Source organism: Salmonella sp. SSDFZ54, from assembly GCF_004010735.1.
GTDB classification, from domain to species: domain Bacteria; phylum Pseudomonadota; class Gammaproteobacteria; order Enterobacterales; family Enterobacteriaceae; genus Salmonella; species Salmonella enterica.
The window spans coordinates 3,609,384-3,628,668 of the sequence record NZ_CP034819.1; the positions used below are offsets into that span (position 1 = coordinate 3,609,384).

Here is a 19,285-nt window from a genome sequence, read left to right on the forward strand (position 1 = left end):
ATGGATTATCGCAAGATCATCAAAGAGATCGGGCGAGGTAAAAATCACGCCCGCGATCTGGATCTGGATACCGCGCGCGGTTTGTATACCCGAATGCTGAATGGCGACGTCCCCGACCTGGAGATGGGCAGTATATTGATGGCGCTGCGTATTAAAGGCGAAGGCGAAGCCGAAATGCTGGGCTTTTATGAAGCCATGCAGAATCATACCATCAAACTGACACCGCCCGCAGATAGGCCGTTGCCGGTCGTTATTCCCAGCTATAACGGCGCGCGTAAACAGGCGAATTTAACGCCGTTGCTGGCTATCCTGCTGCATAAATTGGGCTTTCCAGTTGTAGTACACGGCGTCAGTGAAGATCCGACCCGCGTACTGACGGAAACAATATTTGAGCTGATGGGGATTGTCCCCACCCTACACGGCGGACAAGCGCAGGCCAAACTGGACGGGCACCAGCCGGTGTTTATCCCGGTGAGCGCGCTCTGCCCGCCGCTGGAAAAACAACTGGCGATGCGCTGGCGGATGGGCGTGCGCAACAGCGCGCATTCACTGGCCAAGCTGGCAACACCATTTGCTGAGGATGCCGCGCTGCGTTTATCAAGCGTTTCTCACCCTGAATATGTCCCGCGTGTGGCGACCTTTTTTAGCCGCATTGGCGGGCGGGCTTTGCTAATGCATGGTACCGAAGGCGAAGTCTATGCCAACCCGCAACGCTGTCCGCAAATCAGCCTGATTGATAGCCGTGGCGTGCAGGTACTGCATGAGCGTCAGAGCGACACGCACGACGAGCCGCTTTCACTGCCTGCGACTAAAGATCCTGAAATCACCGCGCGCTGGATTGAGCGCTGCCTTGCCGGCCACGAGCCGGTGCCGCAATCATTAAAAACGCAAATGGCCTGTTGTCTGGTTGCGACGGGAGAGGCGGCGACGTTAGAAGACGGGCTTGCGCGCGTCGAACAGGCTTTTAGCGAATAAAAAAAGCCCGTCCAGTGGCGGACGGGCAAATAAGGGTAACAAACAGGGTTAATGAGGGTTGGAGCAGTGGGTCTGTTGGCAAACAGACGAGGGTAATACCCGTCAGAATTCAAACAACAGCGATGTTACAGCCTGAAATCTGGCGGGCAGGTAAATTATTTATAAATCACCGCAGTGCCGCTCATTTTGTCATTACCCACGGCGGAGGTGATGTTATAAGCGCTTGCGCCAGCAGCGGCGGCTTTTTCAGCCAGTTTAGCTTCCAGGCCATCCAGCGTGGTGGCGCCATCGGCAGACACTACGCCGATTTTATGCAGGTTTTGCGTCTGAGACGCGCTAACCGGTTCTGCGGCAAAAGCGCCAAAAGAAAGGGTGGAGAGCGCGATGGCTGCAACAGCATATTTAATGGTTTTCATGATTAATCTCTCGCAGGTTATTCTGTTTATGGAACGATGTTCCGTCGATGTGATGAGTATCACGGTTTTTTGCGAAAGATAAAATCGAATAGAATTGACGGCCTTGCTCAAAATTTTTGAATGACAAATAACCTATTGATTATTAATTAATTCAACAGTGGAATTTACCGTTCTTGTCATCTGGCTTTACAGAGTCGAGGTTAACGGCACATTCTGCGACGCAGAACGCTAAAAAGCATGAGCGTAAAGGAATGGATGATACTGGCGGTTTCGGTAAAGAAAAGTCAGCGTAACTGGCTGTCTTTTGAACCTCTGCGATTATATCCTGAAAATGTTGCGTTATGTAAATCTTTCTCCTGTTGGCAGGCTATGCATAACCGAACGCCCGGTACGGCTTTACGCCGCGCTTCAGGGATAGGGTCGCCGCAAGATTCGCATTCATCGCGACTTTCGCCGTGGGGAAGTTCGCCGCGAGCGCGGGCAACGGCATCTTCAATGGTATTGTTGATTTGTTCATTCACTGCGTCGTCATTTGCCCAGCCGGATGCCATCACGCTCTCCTGATTTTAGGGTACCTGAGGTTAAGTGTAGCGCCGTCAGGCGAAAAAATCGCATCGCGCGATCTTTTCAGACCATGAGCAGAGCCAATGTCATTCAGATATCCGATCAAACGAGCGAGGCAGGGAATTCGCGGTGGTATATTTACCCCGTGGCGTTATACGGGTATCTTACGCCGCTGCTAAAAGGAGAATGCCATGTCCGCCCAGAAACCGGGGTTACACCCGCGCAACCGCCATCAACACCGTTATGATCTCGCCGCACTGTGTCAGACCACGCCGGAATTGACGTCCTTTCTTATCCGCACGCCCGCCGGTGAACAGAGCGTTGATTTTGCTAATCCGCAAGCGGTAAAAGCGCTCAATAAGGCGTTGCTGGCGCATTTTTATGCCGTTACACACTGGGACATTCCGCCAGGGTTTTTATGTCCGCCAGTGCCTGGTCGTGCGGATTATATCCATCATCTGGCGGATCTGCTTGGCGAAACAACAGGGAGTATTCCGGCGCAGGCAACTATTCTGGACGTGGGCGTGGGCGCCAATTGTATTTATCCGCTTATCGGCGTCCATGAATATGGCTGGCGATTTACCGGTAGTGAAGTCAGCGACGCAGCGATGTCCAGCGCGCAGGCTATCATTCAGGCTAATACGGGGTTAAGCCGCGCCATTCGTCTGCGTCGGCAAAAAGATCCGGCGGCCATTTTTACCGGTATTATTCATAAAAATGAATTTTATGACGCAACGCTTTGTAACCCGCCTTTTCACGACTCCGCCGCCGCAGCCCGCGCGGGCAGCGAGCGTAAGCGCCGCAATTTGGGGCAGAATAAAGATGATGCGCTGAACTTTGGCGGTCAACAGCAGGAGCTATGGTGTGAAGGCGGCGAAGTCGCCTTTATTAAAAAAATGATTGCTGAAAGCCAATCCTTCCGCCGTCAGGTGTTGTGGTTTACGACGTTGGTGTCGCGCGGCGAGAATTTACCACCGCTTTACCGGGCGTTGACGGAGGCTGGCGCGGTGAAAGTGGTGAAAAAAGAGATGGCCCAGGGGCAAAAGCAAAGCCGCTTTATCGCCTGGACCTTTATGGATGACGACCAGCGTCGCCGTTTTATCACCCGTAAACGCTAAATCGTCGGTTCGCGCGGCGGCAGTGAATCAGGCGGCGGGCCGCCGGCGGGGGCGGGTAGAACCTGATACGTTTGCACCGGCGCGCGCACATTGGCCAGATCAAAATGCTTTTTCACCTGGCTATCAAGGGCAAAACGCACCGTCCACTGCTTGAGCGGTAGCGTGGTGAACGACACGCGTAAAGTAAACGCCGTGTTCGTTAAACCGACAATACCGGCGAACGTGGGTTCGCCGATAATCAGCCCGCGAATATCCTCCGTCTCCATCAGCGCCGTTACCGCGTCTTTCAGCGCCTGATTCGCTTTATCCGCATCCTCATGGCGATCCACGTCATAGTTGGCGACAACAGAGCCGATACCGCGCACAAAGTTGGCGAAAGTGGTGATCGAGGACCACGGGATAATATGGTATGCCCCGGTATCCTGCCGCACGCCGACGGAACGAATCGACATTCTTTCGACCGTCCCCGTCAGCGGGCCTATGGTGACTAAGTCGCCGGTATTCATCCCGTTTTCAAACTGAATAAAGACGCCGGTAATAATATCTTTCACCAGGGTTTGCGAACCGAAAGAGATAGCCAGACCTAACGCCCCCGCGCCAGCCAGCAATGGCGCGATATTGACGCCGATTTCCGATAACACGATCATGATGGTTATGGTACTGATAATCACTGCCAGCGCATTGCGGAACAGCGTCAGCAGCGTGCGCGTGCGGGCGCTGGGTAGCGGGCGGCCATGAATATCGGAGGCCAGGCGATTCTCAATCAGACTGGCGAGAATCGTCCATCCCACGGCGGAGAAGAATAAGATTAACGCGATACGGATGAGGATATCGACCATCTTTTCCCCCGCGCCATAATGTAGCCAGTGCCAGAAATCGAATAATCCCCAGGCGTTGAGCAACAGCATAACGGCGACGCAGACGGTCAAAAAGCGTGCGACTTTTAGCGCCGAGGAGAGCCAGCCGTTAAGCCGCTTTTGTAATTCCGGGTAATTGCGCTGCGTATGGGGCGACAGGGTGATGGTTTTCGCTATCCAGCGGGTAAACATACCGGAGATAAACGCCGCGATGCCAATAATCGCCAGACTGCGCACGGTCGCGCCCATCATAAACTTCAGACTATTGCCTGGGTCGAATAACGAGAAGAAAAACAGCACGATAAAGTAGGCGCTGGCCAGCCAGTGCCACACCAGCGCAAAGGCGCGGATAAACAGGCTAAAAAAGGCTAATGATCGTTCCGCCAGGCTTAATAAATGTTGCGTAATCTCCGCTTTGTTTTTAAAGATCAGGTACAGCGCCCAGATGGTGATGCAGAGCATGATCGCCACATTAGCCATCGCGCCAACCTGAACATTCACCTGGTTGGAAATAATCGGAACGGCAACAATCAGCCCGTAGCCAATCAAACTGCTAAGGGAACTCATACGGCGATTCCAGTAACGCGCTGTCGCATCCTGAATCGCGAATGGGCGTAACTCCGGTACATTAGGGCAAAAAATAAGCCGCAGGATCGCTTTAAAGAACTCTATCAGCGCGAAGGCATTCAGGAACAGGCTTTGCTGAAAAGCGATAGTTCGACTTCCCGCATGGAAATTATCACTGAGCATCTGACCGATAAATAAGGTGAGCGCCAGTAGCAGCAGGTCGATAATAAACGCGCCGACGATCATCGCCGGGAGCTGTAACCAGTTGCTGCGTTCACGGTTTTTCTTGCGCGCCCACAGGCCCATTTTTCGATATAACGGCAGGGCGCAAAGCCGTATCACGCTATAAAAACCAAATACCGCGGCGGCCAGAAATAAAAAGTGGGTTAACGCGTTGGTGAAGGTTTGCGAGTTAAATGGCTTGTGCGGCGCATCGGTGATGTTGCGATAAAGCTGGGCGAAACGGGTAGCGAAAGCATCGCCGTACTGACGGGTAACGGTGGTGACGTTCTCCAGTACCGTTTTCTCATCTTTGGCCGCAGGCGGCGCAAGCGCTGGTGCCGGCTCGGTCGGCGGCGTGGTTGATGCTTCGCGGAGTTGCGCTATCAATTCGTTACGTGAAGCCTCGTTCTCCAGTACGTCAGCCAGGGCCGCATAGGCCGCTTTTTTTTGTTCAGGACTGGGCTCTGGCGCTGCTTGCTGGCTGGTTGATGTCCCTGTGGTCACGCCGGGTATGGTGACCGCATGGGCAGGCGCGCCCAGTAGACAAAAAAGGATGAACAGGGTCCACCGCATGACTCCTCCAGTGAGAAAAGAGACGCAAAACACTAAGTATAGATGGCGCAGGGGAGGGAAAATGAAATGGGACTATTCCATGATGCCCTTCCTGCCGCAGGGCAGGAAGGGCGATATCTCAGGAGACGTGCTGTAAAAATTCCTGTAAACGTGGGCTTGGCGGGTTTTCGATCAACGCCTGCGGACTGCCATCTTCGGCGATACGGCCTTTATCGATGAAAATCAGCCGTGAGGCGACTTTTTCGGCAAAGCCGATTTCGTGAGTCACAATGACCATGGTCATGCCTTCTTCCGCCAGATCCTGCATGACTTTCAGCACTTCATGGCGCAGTTCAGGGTCCAGAGCGGAGGTTGGCTCGTCAAAGAGCATCATTTTCGGCTTCACTGCCAGCGCTCGGGCAATAGCGACGCGCTGTTGTTGACCGCCGGAAAGCTCGGAGGGGTAGTGGTGCGCCCGTTCCGCCAGTCCAACTTTCGCTAACAGAGCTTTCGCCTGTTTTTCCGCTTCTTCTTTCTTTACGCCGCGCACGCGCAGAGGACCGAACATCACGTTTTCGAGCGCGGTCAGATGCGGGAACAGATAAAACTGTTGAAACACCATGCCGGCTTCCTGGCGAATCAGCCGTTCGTCTACTTTAGGATCGTTGACTTTCAGACCATCGACAATCAGATCGCCGGAGGTGATCTCTTCCAGTTTATTGATACAGCGTAATAACGTGGATTTACCCGAACCGGAAGGGCCGATAATCACAACCACTTCGCCCTGACGGATGTTTAAATCAATGTTATGTAGCACCTGGGTGGGGCCAAAGTGCTTGGAGACGTTTTTAAATTCAATCACAGGATTTTCATCCTTCTTTCAAGACGACGCAAAATAAAGCTCAGCACCAGCGTAATGATCAAATAGAAGACGGCCACGGCGCTCCAGATTTCCAGGGCGCGAAAGTTACCGGCAATAATTTCCTGGCCCTGACGGGTCAGCTCGGCTACGCCGATAACAATAAACAACGAGGTGTCTTTGATGCTAATGATCCACTGATTGCCCAGCGGCGGCAGCATACGGCGCAGAGCAAGCGGTAAAATAACATGGCGGATGGTTTCCCGGCGAGAAAGGCCCAGCGCCAGACCCGCTTCGCGAAAACCTTTGTGAATGGATAGTACTGCGCCGCGAGTAATTTCCGCGATATAAGCGCCGGAGTTAATCATAATTGTCACGACCGCTGCGCTGAACGGATCAATACGCAAATCATTAAATGCCATCGGCAGGGCAAAGTAGATAAACATGACCTGGACAACGATGGGCGTGCCGCGAATAATTTCAATGAAAACCAGGGCGATGTGGTTGGCGAACCAGCCGCCAAACGTACGGGCAAAACCTGCCGCGAGTCCAATAACCAGGCCGCCAGCCAGACCGAGGACCGAGATCCACAGGGTCATTTTAGCGCCCTCAAGCAAAAGCGGAATGGCGGGCCAGATGGCGCTCCAGTCAAACTGCATATGTCGTTCCTGTTACCGTGGTGTAAATAGTCAAATGCTCTATCCGGCGCGGAAATGGCGTGAAAGTGTCTTATCCGTCACGGAAAAGAGCTGTAGGCCCGGTGAGCGTCCTCACTACCGGGCCACAAGCCAACATCAGGTCGTTTTATTTAGGTTCTGTACCGAACCATTTTTTGTAGATTTCGTTATAGGTGCCATTCTCACGCAGCGTTTTCAGCGCGCCGTTGACTTTCTCGCGCAGTTCATCGCTGCCTTTCGGGAAGGCAACTCCGTATTGCTGTGCTTCCAGCGATTCGCCTACCGCCTTGAACTGGCCGTTGCCTGCGGTTTTGATAAAGTACAGGATGTTCGGCGTATCGTGCAGAACGGCGTCTGCGCGGTTGGTGCCTAATTCCATGTACGCGTTATCAATGTTCGGGAACTGACGCAGGTCTTTGGTTTTGATATTCGCTTTCGCGTAATCCACCGACCCGGTTCCGCTCTTCACGGCAACGACTTTGCCATCGAGGTCTTTAACGCTTTTAATATCGTTATTGTTGGCTTTCACCATCACGAGCAGACCGCTTTTGTAATAGCCATCGGAAAAGTCGATCGCTTTTTTACGCTCGTCCGTAATCGTAATACCCGCCAGCGCCAGATCGATATTTTTGGTTTGTAATGCCGGAATAATGCCGCTGAAATCCATCGGTTTCAGGGTGTAGTCCAGCTTCAGTTCTTTCGCGATAGCGTCCCACAGATCAACATCAAAACCGACGTACTTGTCGCCCTGTTTAAATTCAAACGGAACGAACGCCGTATCGGTTGCCACCACGAGTTTCTTATCCGCAGCGTGCGAAGACACCGCAAAAGCCAGGGTAAGTGCAGCCAGTGAAACTTTTAATAGAGACTTCATAGCATTTCCTTTTCTATCCACGGGGCGATCCCCTGCGAGAACATGTAGCGTAATGAAAAAATCATGCCAATTATGTAACTCATTGTTTTAACAGAAGCGTCAATCATTCCTGTGCACAATAAGTCGGGCAAAACCAGTATGCCGCACCGTTTTGGGGCACTGATTTAGTGCATGAATAACAAAGTAGAGATACAGGGTCTATTTAGCGTAAAAATTGTTGTTAAAACAATCTTTAATTAACGATTGTGTGATGTAATTATTACAAATAATTCACTTTTATCGGAGGGGAGTACAAGACGTGTGCACTATTTAAGTGCAAAACCCCTGTGCCAGGCAGGGGTATAGGGATGACTTATATACCTGTGTACATCAAGTTGCAGGTGCGTTCGCTTCAGTGACCGACGGAAGTCAAGCTCCTGCGGATTCGCTGCGTTTGTACCTCCTGCAACTCGAAGTATTCAGGGTAGAGATAGATTTATTCGATGTTGGATTCGATAAACCACAGGAATTTATCGAGGTCGCGTGATGCGGCGGTAAAGATATCGGCAGTGTCTTCATCTTTGGCTTCACCAATAGCTTTACGAACATCATTAGCGACAACAGCGTAGCGATCGGCCAGTTCTTTTAAGTGATCCTGCACGTTATGGATGTCGAGCGGATAGCTTTTCAGCGGTGTTTTGCTGTTGATAACTTGCGTGGTGCCTAACGCCACACCGCCAAGCTGTACGGCGCGCTCGGCCATAGTATCCAGATGGTCGGTCAGTGCGGTACGGAAGCCATCCAGCATCTCATGAACGGCAATAAAGTTAGCACCGCGCATGTTCCAGTGGGCCTGTTTCGTGATCAGCGACAGGTCAATGAACTGGATCACCTGACGATTAAGCAACTCAACCGTCGCTTTTTTATCGCTCTCTGATACATCGTTACGGGTATAAAGCAGATTAGACGCTTTTGTTTTTACCAGTTTAGCGGTACTCATAATCTCATATCCTCTTGATGTTTGTGTCCCAGGTAATTAACGAAAATAAGTATAGCACCGGTTTTTAACTTTGCTTTTTTGAATTTACCTATCACTTTAATAGTACAGACAAGATTTAATATTTATTTTGATTAAAAATCAATTGGTTAGACGAGTTTGCTGTTTGGTGGGTAATAATTCTCATTTTAATGTAAAAAATGAGAAAAAATATGACAAAAAATGACGAAGTAATAGCGCAATAATAAAAGGTGAATAACGAGGTGATATTCTGCATGATTATGCACATCATGCAGAATAAGAAACTATTTTACGTCAACTTGTTTAATTTGCGGTTCGCGGCGAATCGTTAGGGTAGATCCCATTGAAGCGGCAATGATGGCGCACAGGGCCAGGATTTGTATGCCCGTAAGCGTTTCGCCCAGAAAAATCATCCCGGAAACGGCGGCCAGCGCGGGTTCCATGCTCATCAGCGTACCGAAGGTGCGGGTTGGCAGGCGCGTCAGCGCAATCATTTCCAGTGAATAAGGCAGCGCCGTAGAAAGCACAGCGACCGCTAACCCTAAGGGAAGAATCGACCAGTGCCATAGCGCGTCGCCAGCCTGAACTGCGCCAATCGGCACGAAAATGATGGCGGCAATCAGCGAGCCTACCGCCACCGTGGCCGGACCATGTTCCGCGCCTGCTCGCTGGCCGGTAAGAATATAGACAGCCCAACAGGCGCCAGCGCCGAGCGCTAACGCGGCCCCGGTAAGATCGACGTGAGACATATCTTGCCCTAATGGCAGCAGGAACCAGAGTCCAAGTACAGCCAGTACGACCCAAATAAAATCTACCGGCCGCCGGGATGAAAACAGCGCGACCGCCAGAGGACCGGTAAATTCCAGCGCGACCGCAATACCCAACGGCACCGTCTGAATCGACAGATAGAATAGATAGTTCATCCCGCCCAGCGACAGACCATAAAACAGTAAAGGCAGCCGCTGCTCTTTGGCAAAACGCAAACGCCAGGGTTTGAAAAAGGCGATAAGGATAAGCGTTCCCAACGCCAGACGAAGCGCCGTTACGCCCGGCGCGCCGACAAGAGGAAATAACGATTTCGCCAGTGAAGCGCCACTCTGAATAGAGGACATGGCAATGAGCAAAACCAAAATGGGCAACCAGACTGGTAGTTTACGTGTTGACCCCGGCATCCTTTCTCCTGTCAAAAAATGTCAGTACGAGTAAAGGTGGCAGTGTAATGGAAATTCCCCGTGGCGGTTGAGGATTCGTTGAAAAAAAATTTCCAGGATTCCATAAAATGAACTTAAATTGATGGATAAATAGACTGTTAGTTTAGGAATAATCTGGATGAATGTATCGCGTCGCACGCGCATTATTGGTGCAATCAGCCGGAAAAGTGATGTTAATTGAATAAGATAGCGCGATATGGAAACGTTCTGTTACATGAAAGGCGCCCTTAGACACCGTGAATCGCAAAGAGTTTCCCATTAATTTTTGATATATTTAAAACTTAGGACTTACTTGAAGCACATTTGAGGTGGTTATGAAAAAAATTGCATGTCTTTCAGCACTGGCCGCTGTTCTGGCTTTTTCCGCAGGTACTGCAGTAGCTGCTACTTCTACCGTTACCGGTGGTTACGCTCAGAGCGACGCGCAGGGCGTAGCGAATAAAATGAGCGGTTTCAACCTGAAGTATCGTTACGAGCAGGACGACAACCCGCTGGGCGTAATCGGTTCCTTCACCTACACCGAAAAAGATCGTACTAACGGTGCGGGCGATTACAACAAAGGTCAGTACTACGGCATCACTGCCGGCCCGGCTTACCGTCTGAACGATTGGGCGAGCATCTACGGTGTAGTCGGTGTGGGTTACGGTAAATTCCAGACGACCGATTACCCAACCTACAAGCATGACACCAGCGATTATGGCTTCTCCTATGGCGCTGGTCTGCAATTCAACCCGATGGAAAATGTTGCTCTGGACTTCTCTTACGAGCAGAGCCGTATTCGTAGCGTTGACGTTGGCACCTGGATTGCTGGCGTAGGTTACCGCTTCTAATCACGTCGGTGAAAATGAAAAATCCGCCTTTCGGGGCGGATTTTTTTTGCCTGAAACGTGCATTATTTTAGTGAAAAAATATCGCTGCCCAGATGGTTATAGTCCACTTTTTGTAATTTGAAATTGGTGATATAAACGGGCCCGGCTTTCTGCTCCGAAATAAATCGATAGCGATTTTTGATCTCTTTAGCGCTAATTCCTGTCCATTGCGAGAAAAAACTCAGGAAATCGTTCGCAGAACGGCGAGCTTTAATGATCCGATGCGCTTTACTGTCGCTGGATAGCACCATAAACGGCACCTGGAAGTTTTGCTGGAATTTGTCGTCATGCGCCAGGTACTGTACCGCTTTGCCGCGCTCTTTAAACGCCAGTCCGTGATCGGAGAAATAGACGAGCGAAAAACTGTCGCCGCTATGACGAAGCTGAGTATAGAGCTGACGGAGCAAATCGTCGGTTTGCGTCATGGTGTATAAATAACAAGACGTCTCTTTCGACTGGACAAACGTCGCGTATTTTCCCTGAGTGCGGTCGCAGGCCTGGGGATGCGATCCCATTAAATGCAACACAATCAACTGCGGTTGCGTGCGTTCTGTCGCCAATACCTGCGCCGTCATGGTTAACAGCGCGTCGTCGCGAGTATTTTTATCCGCTTCAAAATCGCCGTTTTTCAGGAAATGCGCTTCATCGGCGCGTTTGGCGATACTGGCGATGGCCGTGTCGTATTCGCCGATTTGCCCCTGATTGGAAAACCACCATGTCTGAAAACCGGCGCGGTTAGCCAGCGTGACGAAGTTATCCTGATACTGCGGTTTGTTATCCACCACGCGATTGAGCGTTAAACCAAGCGATTTTTGCGTTGAGCCGCTGGCGGCGATGTAATCCATAAAGAAGTCGCCATTCACATGGCTGGCGAAGGGGGTATTATCCCAGTGGCCGCCGAAAGCGCCCATGGCATCCCGTCGCGCGCTTTCACCAATCACCACGACATAGATGTGATATCTGGGTTTCACCGCAGTAACCGTCCAGCTATCTTTTATGCCGGATAGCTGCGCCATACGGTGCTGCTCTTCAATGACTTCGTTGTTATTGACGATAACGTCTTTGGCGAAGCGAAAAACCGGATAGCCGGTATCAATAACCTTAAAAACGCCGCCCCACGCCAGATTTTGTACCGGCGCGACGAAAAATGCCGCGACGCTAATCAGCAGGCACAGGCTGTCGAGGCTATTCCAGCGCGGCCTGACCTCTTCTTTTCGGCGGCGAAGCGCAATAATACCCAGCGCAAAAATAAAAAGTCCGGTCAGGTAGCTATACCACGGGAAGATGGTCAGGATTTCGCTCGACTCTTCCATATTGGTGGAGTGCAGCGCCAGCAGCGTATTAAAGTTCGGCGCGCCGTAAGCCTGGCCAAAGGGAAAATAGCAAGCGGCTACCAGCGAACAGATGCCGAGCAGCGCTTTTTGTCCGCGAGGCAGGTAGCGCCAGAGCAGCAGCAACAGGCAGGTAAACGCCGCGGTATAAAGCAGGCTAAAGGGGTAGCCGAGCGCGAGGTTAATCAGCAGCGACTGTAAAAAGTAGAGGCCCGCCCATGGGCTTACAGCCCGACGACGGGCCAGAAGTGAATCGATAAGGGTTGAATTCATATGCCACTATTGCAAAAACGCCATGTGCTAACCCTGGCGCGAAGGGTCATTACCTGCCTGATTATGCGTAAAAAAGGTATTGGGTTCGCAACGGCGAGTCGCAAAATATTCAGGGCTGCCAGAAGATAGAGCGTGCGGGTAAGAAGGTCAACCGCCGGAAAGAAAATGTTTTGCGAAGAGAATAGCAAAACCACAAAAAAACAGGGGAAATGGGCGCCATTTCCGTTGAGGATGCAAAATAAAGCGGCGTACCGCACCGCCGCGTTATTTCGTGGAAGGGTTATCCTGTTCCGGTTTGCCGTTGATCATATCGCACAACATAGAGAGCAGCATTAACCGGACTTTAAAGGGAGAGTGACTGAACACGCGTATACACCTCTTAAATTCGTTCATATAAACCTCCTGATGTTTCTATCCCATCGATCCGTGAGGGATGTCTGCATTACATACAGATATAGCACAGGCTATGTTTTATAGCTATTGCTAAAACGTTAATTTTTTGTGCCCGGACAACTCTGGTTTACAATGAGCGCTCTGTCAGCTGACGCGTTAACGCGTCACAGAAACGAGGAAGCAAAATGGGTCGTCGCGCAGGTACGCCAACAACAAAAAAAGTGACGCAATTGGTGAACGTAGAAGAACACGTTGAAGGATTTCGTCAGGTCAGAGAGGCGCATCGCCGTGAGTTGATAGACGACTACGTTGAGCTGATTTCCGATTTAATTATTGAGGTAGGGGAAGCGCGTCAGGTGGATATGGCGGCGCGGCTCGGCGTCTCCCAGCCGACTGTGGCCAAAATGCTTAAGCGCCTGGCATCGTTAGGATTTATTCAAATGATCCCCTGGCGCGGCGTTTTTCTGACGCCGGAAGGGGAGAAGCTGGCGCAGGAAAGCCGCGAGCGGCATCAAATTGTCGAAAATTTTTTACTGGTATTAGGCGTAAGCCCGGAGATCGCGCGTCGTGATGCGGAAGGGATGGAACACCATGTCAGCCAGGAGACATTGGATGCCTTTTTGGCCTTCACGCAACAGCATGGAACATCTGCAGAATGAATCTGGCCTTTTTACGGGCGCTGCGGCGTGACCGTTTTTTTCAGTTGTTGATCATTGTGGGGATGGCGTTAAGCCTGTTTGTTCCTTTTGCGCCTCGCGCCTGGCCTGGCGCGATTGACTGGCACACCATTATTACCCTCAGTGGGTTAATGTTGCTCACTAAAGGCGTTGAGCTGAGCGGCTATTTTGATGTGCTGGGACGCAAGATGACGCGCCGATTTCATACCGAGCGGCAACTGGCGATGTTCCTGGTGCTGGCTGCGGCGGTGCTGTCGACCTTTCTGACAAACGATGTCGCGCTGTTTATCGTTGTGCCGCTGACGATAACGTTGAAAAAACTGTGCGCGATTCCGGTCAACCGATTGATTATTTTTGAAGCGTTGGCGGTGAACGCCGGTTCGCTGCTGACGCCTGTCGGTAATCCGCAAAATATTCTGTTGTGGGGACGCTCCGGCTTAACCTTTGCTGAATTTAGCGGGCAAATGGCGCCGCTTGCCGTCATGATGATGCTGACGTTACTGCTCCTGTGCTGGTTTTGTTTTCCGGGTAGGGCGTTACAGTACCATACCGGTACGCGTTCGCCGCAGTGGCAGCCCCGTCTGGTGTGGAGTTGCCTGGCATTATATGTCGTTTTTCTTACCGCGCTGGAGCTCAGGCAAGAGTTATGGGGACTGGTGTTGGTGGCTGCTGGGTTTATTGTGCTGGCGCGCAGGGTGATAGTCAGCGTGGACTGGACGCTGCTGTTGGTATTTATGGCGATGTTTATTGATGTCCATCTACTAACGCAATTGTCGGCGTTGCAGGGCGTTTTCAACCAGGTTGGCGCACTGTCTCACCTGGGACTTTGGCTAACCGCTATCGGCCTGTCGCAGGTTATCAGTAATGTGCCCAGTACCATTCTCCTGCTGAACTATGTACCGGCCTCGACGCTGCTGGCGTGGGCGGTGAATATCGGCGGGTTTGGTCTGCTGCCGGGGTCGCTGGCAAATCTTATTGCTTTACGGATGGCGAACGATCGCCGAATCTGGTGGCGGTTTCATTTCTATTCGCTGCCGATGCTGGCATGGGCGGCGCTGGTGGGATATGGATTATTGCAACTGATGCCGTAAGAGAAGCCCGATAGTATCTATCGGGCTTCGCAGGCAGAGTCTGTCAGTTCAGACGAACCGGCATCCCGGAACGATCCTGAACCGCCTGTTGTACGACGGTCTGATCAACGTCAGGCTCGTTGGTGACGGCCAGGATGCTCTTATTAAGCGTGATCGGCACCGCTTCCTTACCTTCAAACTGCGCTTCCGTCGTTGACAGCGGGTTATGTACCTCAATGTAACGGCTACCGTCCGGCTCGGTGGTGGCTTTTACCGGTTCATCGATAAACTGCACGCGGGTACCGACCGGCACATTTTCAAACAGGAATTTGATATCGTCGTTGCGCAGACGTACGCAGCCGTGGCTCACGCGAAGCCCGATGCCGAAGTTGGCGTTGGTGCCGTGAATAGCATACAGGCGACCGATGTACAGCGCGTACAGGCCCATCGGGTTATCCGGGCCCGCAGGCACGACCGCAGGCAGCGGCTCGCCGGCGGCGCGATATTCAGCGTGCATTTTTGCCGTAGGCGTCCAGGTCGGACCGGCTTTTTTACGTTCAACTTTGGTCGTCCAGTTGATAGGCGTGTCTTTACCTAACTGACCGATCCCAATCGGCAGGACGATAACGGTGTTTGTGCCTTTCGGGTAGTAATAGAGGCGCATTTCCGCGCTATTGATGATAATGCCTTCGTGTACGGTATCCGGCAGGATCAGCTGCTGCGGAATATTCAGCACGGTACCGCCCTTCGGCAGGAAGGTATCCACGCCCGGGTTGGCTTCCAGCATGTTGGACAGCCCCATCTGATACTCCGCGGCAAAATACTCCAGCGGCTGGGTATTGCCCTCAGGAACGGTGATGACCTGATTTTGCCCAATTAAACGGCTACCATCGGTAGGCAGCGGGTAAGTGACTGCTGAGGCTGTTTTACAAAAACCAACTACAGCGAAAGCCGCCGCGAAAAGCGTTGTTAATTTCATATTCATGTTATGCGAGATTCTGTGCCAAGCAGGCTAGTAGGTTGAGAATTCTGTCATGTTGGGAGCGCATTATAGGTGCATTCCAGTGAACAGGGAATTCAGATGTGTACGAAATCACGTTTTTTTCCCTTACGGTTCAGTGTAGCCCTTTGTACAGGGCGCGATCTTATTTCAGACTTGTGGCATAATAAGCGGTTTGTCACATCTTTTTTCAGGATAAGCCTGTGTTAGTTTCCAGCAACGTTACCATGCAGTTCGGCAGTAAGCCGCTGTTCGAAAACATTTCCGTCAAATTTGGCGGCGGCAACCGTTACGGCCTGATCGGCGCCAACGGTAGCGGAAAGTCCACTTTTATGAAAATCCTCGGCGGCGACCTGGAGCCGACGCTGGGCAATGTTTCCCTCGATCCGAATGAGCGCATCGGTAAGCTGCGTCAGGACCAGTTCGCTTTTGAAACATTCACCGTACTTGATACTGTCATTATGGGGCATGGCGAACTGTGGGAAGTCAAGCAGGAGCGCGACCGTATCTACGCCTTGCCGGAAATGAGCGAAGAAGACGGCTATAAAGTCGCCGATCTGGAAGTAAAATACGGCGAGATGGACGGTTATTCCGCTGAGGCGCGCGCGGGCGAACTGCTGTTGGGGGTGGGCATCCCGCTGGAGCAGCATTACGGTCTGATGAGTGAAGTCGCGCCAGGCTGGAAATTGCGTGTGCTGCTGGCGCAGGCGTTATTCTCTAATCCGGACATCCTGTTGCTCGACGAACCGACCAACAACCTGGATATTGATACTATCCGTTGGCTGGAGCAGGTGCTGAACGAGCGCGATAGCACGATGATCATCATTTCGCACGACCGTCACTTCCTGAACATGGTTTGTACGCATATGGCGGATCTGGATTACGGCGACTTGCGCGTCTATCCGGGTAACTATGATGAGTATATGACGGCGGCGACCCAGGCGCGTGAACGTCTGTTGGCCGATAATGCGAAGAAAAAAGCGCAAATTGCCGAGCTGCAATCTTTTGTTAGCCGTTTTAGCGCCAATGCCTCTAAATCGCGTCAGGCAACGTCGCGCGCGCGGCAGATTGATAAAATCAAGCTGGAAGAGGTGAAAGCCTCCAGCCGTCAGAACCCGTTCATCCGTTTTGAGCAGGATAAAAAACTGTTCCGTAACGCTCTGGAAGTGGAGGCGCTGACGAAAGGTTTTGATAACGGTCCGCTGTTTAAAAATGTCAATTTGCTGCTCGAAGTCGGCGAGAAGCTGGCGGTACTCGGCACCAATGGCGTGGGTAAATCTACGCTGCTGAAGACGCTGGTTGGCGATCTGGACGCCGATCACGGCACCGTTAAATGGTCGGAAAACGCGCGTATTGGTTACTACGCGCAGGACCACGAATATGAATTCGAAAATGACCTGACGGTGTTTGAATGGATGAGTCAGTGGAAGCAGGAAGGCGACGACGAGCAGGCAGTGCGCAGTATTCTGGGCCGCCTGTTATTTAGCCAGGATGATATCAAAAAGCCTGCGAAAGTCCTTTCCGGTGGCGAGAAGGGCCGTATGCTGTTCGGCAAACTGATGATGCAAAAGCCGAATATCCTGATCATGGACGAACCGACTAACCACCTGGATATGGAGTCGATCGAATCGCTGAATATGGCGCTGGAGCTGTATCAGGGCACGCTGATCTTTGTTTCGCACGACCGTGAGTTCGTCAGCTCGCTGGCAACCCGCGTCATTGAAATTACGCCGGAGCGCGTGGTGGACTTCAGCGGCAACTACGACGATTATTTGCGTAGTAAAGGGATCGAGTAAGTTATTGTCTGTAACCCCGATAGCGTCGGGGTTACAGAATGTTAACAAGGTAATTTTTATTTTTTCCGAATGCAATGTAAAAATTATATATACTCTTAATATTCGATTTTAAAATTAAATGAAAGAAGAGGATCTATCATAAAAATTGCGAATATATTTTGTGGTAAACATATTGTAATGTTATTTTCTTTATAAGAATTCAAGTGCTATTTTATATTCCTTTATTGTTCAACAAAAGGAATGAATATGAGCATTTTGGAACGCTTTTTTGGCCGTAAAGAAAAAAACTCATCTAATATACAAGGTGTTTTAGTAGCGAATGCTGAAATTGATAACCCACTAAGTTTAGTTGTTGTATTTGATACTCTCCCGGAAAATAATTCAAAAGAACTCACCCGCTTGTTGCGTAATTATCATTCCAGTATGAAACAGGCAACGTGTGAACTTGTCCCTGAACTGGATTTTTTTGGTTTAGCAGGATGGGGTAAGCATGTAATATCGATGGTTGGATTTAAAACGCCTTACCCCCAGGAATCAATCGAACAATGCGTCGCGCCAGCTCATTATCCCCAGGAAGTAAAAGAGCAAGTACGGGCAACCAGTGCAAATATTATTTTATATTATAAGGGGTATGATACTTCACCTTTAGAGCAATATGTTGCGTTGGCTGTGGTTGCAGGTGCATTAAGTAACATGGGGGCTGTCGCTGTATTAAATGAATCGGCTCACACTTCATTACCTGCGGGGGTATTTAAGTCTCAGGAGTTGGGTAAGCATAGTCTGGAGATGTTGCGTGAAGGTTTCCCGCTGACCTCTCTATTTTGTGGATTTGTGAAATATGAAGTTGAGGATATCGAAGGTGTATGGATGCGTACCTATGGTGCTGATTGCTTTGGGCTACCAGATTTCGCAGCACACGCACAAGGTCATCACGAAGGGCAAAAATATTCTGATATTTTCAATAATATTCTGCGTTACCTGCTTGAAAGTGGAGCAGAAATGGCTGCCGGGCATACCATGCAAGTCGGTAAAACGACATTTATGAAACTGCGCGATCCCCTTGACGATGAATATTACTTACAGGGGCCTGGAACCACATTAGTGGTTGAACTGATTGAAGAAGATGAGTGTAATGCTCATTGAGAAATCGGGGCGATTGCCCCGACTCTCGTTAAAGTGTAAACGGCACTTTATTTTCCAGCATAGCCTGAATCACATTCAGTGCGCCTTCATGCTTATTATTATCGGTAGCGTAACGGGCGATTTGTTTAATGTTTTCTGCGGCATTGTCCATCGCAAAGGAATAATGCGCCATTTTAAGCATCTCTGCGTCATTGCCGCTGTCGCCAATCGCTACCATATTTTGTGGCGACAGATCCCAGCGTTTCAGTAACCGCGAAATACCGTTTACTTTATGCAGGCCGGGAATAATCAGAACGATAAAGCCAAAACCACTTGTGACGGGCTTCATAATGCCATCGAGCGTAACGTGTAGTTTGTCGATCACTAACGGGATTTGTTCATCCGGTAGGTTGAGCGAAAACTTGAACAGTACGTCATCAATCTCCTGATAATCTTTTACGGGTTTCAGGCGATGGTAGTGTTTTGCCATCAGGGTAACGAGTGCTTCTGGCGCATTTTCGCTGACATATGCACTTTGCAGACCGCAGGCGACAAAATTAAGTTGATTATATTTCAGCAACTCGCCAATAACAATCCGCGATTCATGCGGGGTCAGTTCGCCGTGGAACAGTTGCTTGCCATGTTCGTAAACCAGTGCGCCGTTTTCCGCGACAAAAGAGATTTCATCCTTTAGCTCAGGAAAGAACAAAATAAGCTGGTAATACTGATTACCGCTGGCGACAACGAACTCAATGCCGCGCTTTTTCAGCTCCTGAAATTACGCCGGAGCGCGTGGTGGACTTCAGCGGCAACTACGACGATTATTTGCGTAGTAAAGGGATTGAAAGCTAAACACTGACGCCCG

The 19,285-nt window shown here is 50.8% G+C and carries 18 protein-coding genes and 1 pseudogene; 7 read left to right on the forward strand and 12 right to left on the reverse strand.

The genetic code is table 11. The annotated features are described in order from the left end of the window. Window positions 1-975, forward strand: coding sequence for a DNA-binding protein YbiB (gene ybiB / locus EOS97_RS17780; RefSeq protein WP_000386495.1), 975 nt, complete (start codon window positions 1-3; stop codon window positions 973-975). Window positions 976-1,130: 155 nt separating this feature from the next. Here the strand turns inward: ybiB and ybiJ are convergent, their stop codons facing one another. Next, window positions 1,131-1,391, reverse strand: a complete 261-nt coding sequence (ybiJ, locus tag EOS97_RS17785) for a DUF1471 family protein YbiJ (RefSeq protein WP_000849089.1) — start codon at window positions 1,389-1,391, stop codon at window positions 1,131-1,133. Window positions 1,392-1,675: 284 nt separating this feature from the next. After that, on the reverse strand, window positions 1,676-1,942 hold the full coding sequence (locus tag EOS97_RS17790; protein WP_000146330.1) for a DksA/TraR family C4-type zinc finger protein: 267 nt from the start codon (window positions 1,940-1,942) through the stop codon (window positions 1,676-1,678). A gap of 204 nt (window positions 1,943-2,146) precedes the next feature. Between EOS97_RS17790 and rlmF the strand changes: the two genes are divergently transcribed. Next, on the forward strand, window positions 2,147-3,073 hold the full coding sequence (gene rlmF, locus EOS97_RS17795; protein ID WP_001275962.1) for a 23S rRNA (adenine(1618)-N(6))-methyltransferase RlmF: 927 nt from the start codon (window positions 2,147-2,149) through the stop codon (window positions 3,071-3,073). On the opposite strand, the gene ybiO is transcribed toward rlmF, so the two are convergent. The 6 genes from ybiO to rhtA all read right to left on the reverse strand — a co-directional run bounded on the left by ybiO (window position 3,070) and on the right by rhtA (window position 9,850). Continuing rightward, window positions 3,070-5,292 carry a mechanosensitive channel protein gene (gene ybiO / locus EOS97_RS17800; protein ID WP_001267724.1) on the reverse strand — a complete coding sequence of 741 codons (2,223 nt, stop codon included), beginning with the start codon at window positions 5,290-5,292 and terminating at the stop codon, window positions 3,070-3,072. The two genes, rlmF and ybiO, sit on opposite strands and share 4 nt — an antisense overlap. A 118-nt stretch (window positions 5,293-5,410) precedes the next feature. Continuing rightward, on the reverse strand, window positions 5,411-6,133 hold the full coding sequence (gene glnQ / locus EOS97_RS17805) for a glutamine ABC transporter ATP-binding protein GlnQ (protein ID WP_000569093.1): 723 nt from the start codon (window positions 6,131-6,133) through the stop codon (window positions 5,411-5,413). After that, window positions 6,130-6,789, reverse strand: a complete 660-nt coding sequence (gene glnP / locus EOS97_RS17810; RefSeq protein ID WP_001159076.1) for a glutamine ABC transporter permease GlnP — start codon at window positions 6,787-6,789, stop codon at window positions 6,130-6,132. Before glnP ends, glnQ begins: the two co-directional genes overlap by 4 nt. Window positions 6,790-6,934: 145 nt before the next feature. Then, a complete protein-coding gene (gene glnH / locus EOS97_RS17815) occupies window positions 6,935-7,681 on the reverse strand; it encodes a glutamine ABC transporter substrate-binding protein GlnH (protein WP_000838671.1) in 747 nt (248 codons plus the stop codon). 475 nt (window positions 7,682-8,156) lie between these two features. Beyond that, complete coding sequence (gene dps / locus EOS97_RS17820; RefSeq protein WP_000100805.1) at window positions 8,157-8,660, reverse strand: DNA starvation/stationary phase protection protein Dps; 504 nt, start codon at window positions 8,658-8,660, stop codon at window positions 8,157-8,159. Window positions 8,661-8,962: 302 nt separating this feature from the next. Further along, window positions 8,963-9,850: a threonine/homoserine exporter RhtA gene (gene rhtA, locus EOS97_RS17825; RefSeq protein ID WP_001119554.1), complete on the reverse strand. Its 888-nt coding sequence runs from the start codon at window positions 9,848-9,850 to the stop codon at window positions 8,963-8,965. A 353-nt stretch (window positions 9,851-10,203) separates the two neighbouring features. Here rhtA and ompX point away from each other — a divergent pair, with 353 nt between their 5' ends. Further along, the gene (gene ompX / locus EOS97_RS17830; protein WP_000716763.1) at window positions 10,204-10,719 is read left to right on the forward strand and encodes an outer membrane protein OmpX; all 516 of its coding nucleotides are present in this window, start codon (window positions 10,204-10,206) and stop codon (window positions 10,717-10,719) included. Between the two features lie 62 nt (window positions 10,720-10,781). Here the strand turns inward: ompX and EOS97_RS17835 are convergent, their stop codons facing one another. Together EOS97_RS17835 and mntS are read right to left on the reverse strand one after the other, a co-directional pair. Then, window positions 10,782-12,362, reverse strand: coding sequence for a phosphoethanolamine transferase (locus tag EOS97_RS17835; protein WP_001089327.1), 1,581 nt, complete (start codon window positions 12,360-12,362; stop codon window positions 10,782-10,784). Window positions 12,363-12,626: 264 nt separating this feature from the next. Then, window positions 12,627-12,755, reverse strand: coding sequence for a manganase accumulation protein MntS (mntS, locus tag EOS97_RS17840; protein ID WP_001001755.1), 129 nt, complete (start codon window positions 12,753-12,755; stop codon window positions 12,627-12,629). A gap of 185 nt (window positions 12,756-12,940) precedes the next feature. Between mntS and mntR the strand changes: the two genes are divergently transcribed. Together mntR and EOS97_RS17850 are read left to right on the forward strand one after the other, a co-directional pair. Beyond that, window positions 12,941-13,414, forward strand: a complete 474-nt coding sequence (gene mntR / locus EOS97_RS17845; RefSeq protein WP_000533542.1) for a manganese-binding transcriptional regulator MntR — start codon at window positions 12,941-12,943, stop codon at window positions 13,412-13,414. Beyond that, the gene (locus tag EOS97_RS17850; RefSeq protein WP_001046524.1) at window positions 13,411-14,523 is read left to right on the forward strand and encodes an anion transporter; all 1,113 of its coding nucleotides are present in this window, start codon (window positions 13,411-13,413) and stop codon (window positions 14,521-14,523) included. The genes mntR and EOS97_RS17850 overlap by 4 nt, the downstream gene beginning before the upstream one ends. Window positions 14,524-14,566: 43 nt before the next feature. On the opposite strand, the gene ldtB is transcribed toward EOS97_RS17850, so the two are convergent. Next, complete coding sequence (gene ldtB, locus EOS97_RS17855) at window positions 14,567-15,487, reverse strand: L,D-transpeptidase (protein ID WP_001056404.1); 921 nt, start codon at window positions 15,485-15,487, stop codon at window positions 14,567-14,569. 218 nt (window positions 15,488-15,705) lie between these two features. On the opposite strand from ldtB, the gene EOS97_RS17860 reads away from it, so the two are divergent. Next, window positions 15,706-17,298, forward strand: a complete 1,593-nt coding sequence (locus EOS97_RS17860; protein WP_000961479.1) for an ABC-F family ATPase — start codon at window positions 15,706-15,708, stop codon at window positions 17,296-17,298. Between the two features lie 399 nt (window positions 17,299-17,697). Continuing rightward, entirely contained in the window at window positions 17,698-18,441 is a 744-nt protein-coding gene (locus EOS97_RS17865; RefSeq protein WP_077906549.1) for a DUF4261 domain-containing protein, read from the forward strand. A 28-nt stretch (window positions 18,442-18,469) separates the two neighbouring features. Here EOS97_RS17865 and EOS97_RS17870 read toward each other — a convergent pair. Then, window positions 18,470-19,198, reverse strand: a pseudogene (locus EOS97_RS17870) (Cof-type HAD-IIB family hydrolase); the annotation flags it as partial. Window positions 19,199-19,285 lie beyond the last annotated feature (87 nt).

Bases quoted from the DNA above. Each gene is read 5' to 3' on its own strand.
- ybiB (WP_000386495.1), top strand. From the start codon at position 1: ATGGATTATCGCAAGATCATCAAAGAGATCGGGCGAGGTAAAAATCAC.
- ybiJ (WP_000849089.1), bottom strand. From the start codon at position 1,391: ATGAAAACCATTAAATATGCTGTTGCAGCCATCGCGCTCTCCACCCTT.
- EOS97_RS17790 (WP_000146330.1), bottom strand. From the start codon at position 1,942: ATGGCATCCGGCTGGGCAAATGACGACGCAGTGAATGAACAAATCAAC.
- rlmF (WP_001275962.1), top strand. From the start codon at position 2,147: ATGTCCGCCCAGAAACCGGGGTTACACCCGCGCAACCGCCATCAACAC.
- ybiO (WP_001267724.1), bottom strand. From the start codon at position 5,292: ATGCGGTGGACCCTGTTCATCCTTTTTTGTCTACTGGGCGCGCCTGCC.
- glnP (WP_001159076.1), bottom strand. From the start codon at position 6,789: ATGCAGTTTGACTGGAGCGCCATCTGGCCCGCCATTCCGCTTTTGCTT.
- glnH (WP_000838671.1), bottom strand. From the start codon at position 7,681: ATGAAGTCTCTATTAAAAGTTTCACTGGCTGCACTTACCCTGGCTTTT.
- dps (WP_000100805.1), bottom strand. From the start codon at position 8,660: ATGAGTACCGCTAAACTGGTAAAAACAAAAGCGTCTAATCTGCTTTAT.
- rhtA (WP_001119554.1), bottom strand. From the start codon at position 9,850: ATGCCGGGGTCAACACGTAAACTACCAGTCTGGTTGCCCATTTTGGTT.
- ompX (WP_000716763.1), top strand. From the start codon at position 10,204: ATGAAAAAAATTGCATGTCTTTCAGCACTGGCCGCTGTTCTGGCTTTT.
- EOS97_RS17835 (WP_001089327.1), bottom strand. From the start codon at position 12,362: ATGAATTCAACCCTTATCGATTCACTTCTGGCCCGTCGTCGGGCTGTA.
- mntS (WP_001001755.1), bottom strand. From the start codon at position 12,755: ATGAACGAATTTAAGAGGTGTATACGCGTGTTCAGTCACTCTCCCTTT.
- mntR (WP_000533542.1), top strand. From the start codon at position 12,941: ATGGGTCGTCGCGCAGGTACGCCAACAACAAAAAAAGTGACGCAATTG.
- EOS97_RS17850 (WP_001046524.1), top strand. From the start codon at position 13,411: ATGAATCTGGCCTTTTTACGGGCGCTGCGGCGTGACCGTTTTTTTCAG.
- ldtB (WP_001056404.1), bottom strand. From the start codon at position 15,487: ATGAATATGAAATTAACAACGCTTTTCGCGGCGGCTTTCGCTGTAGTT.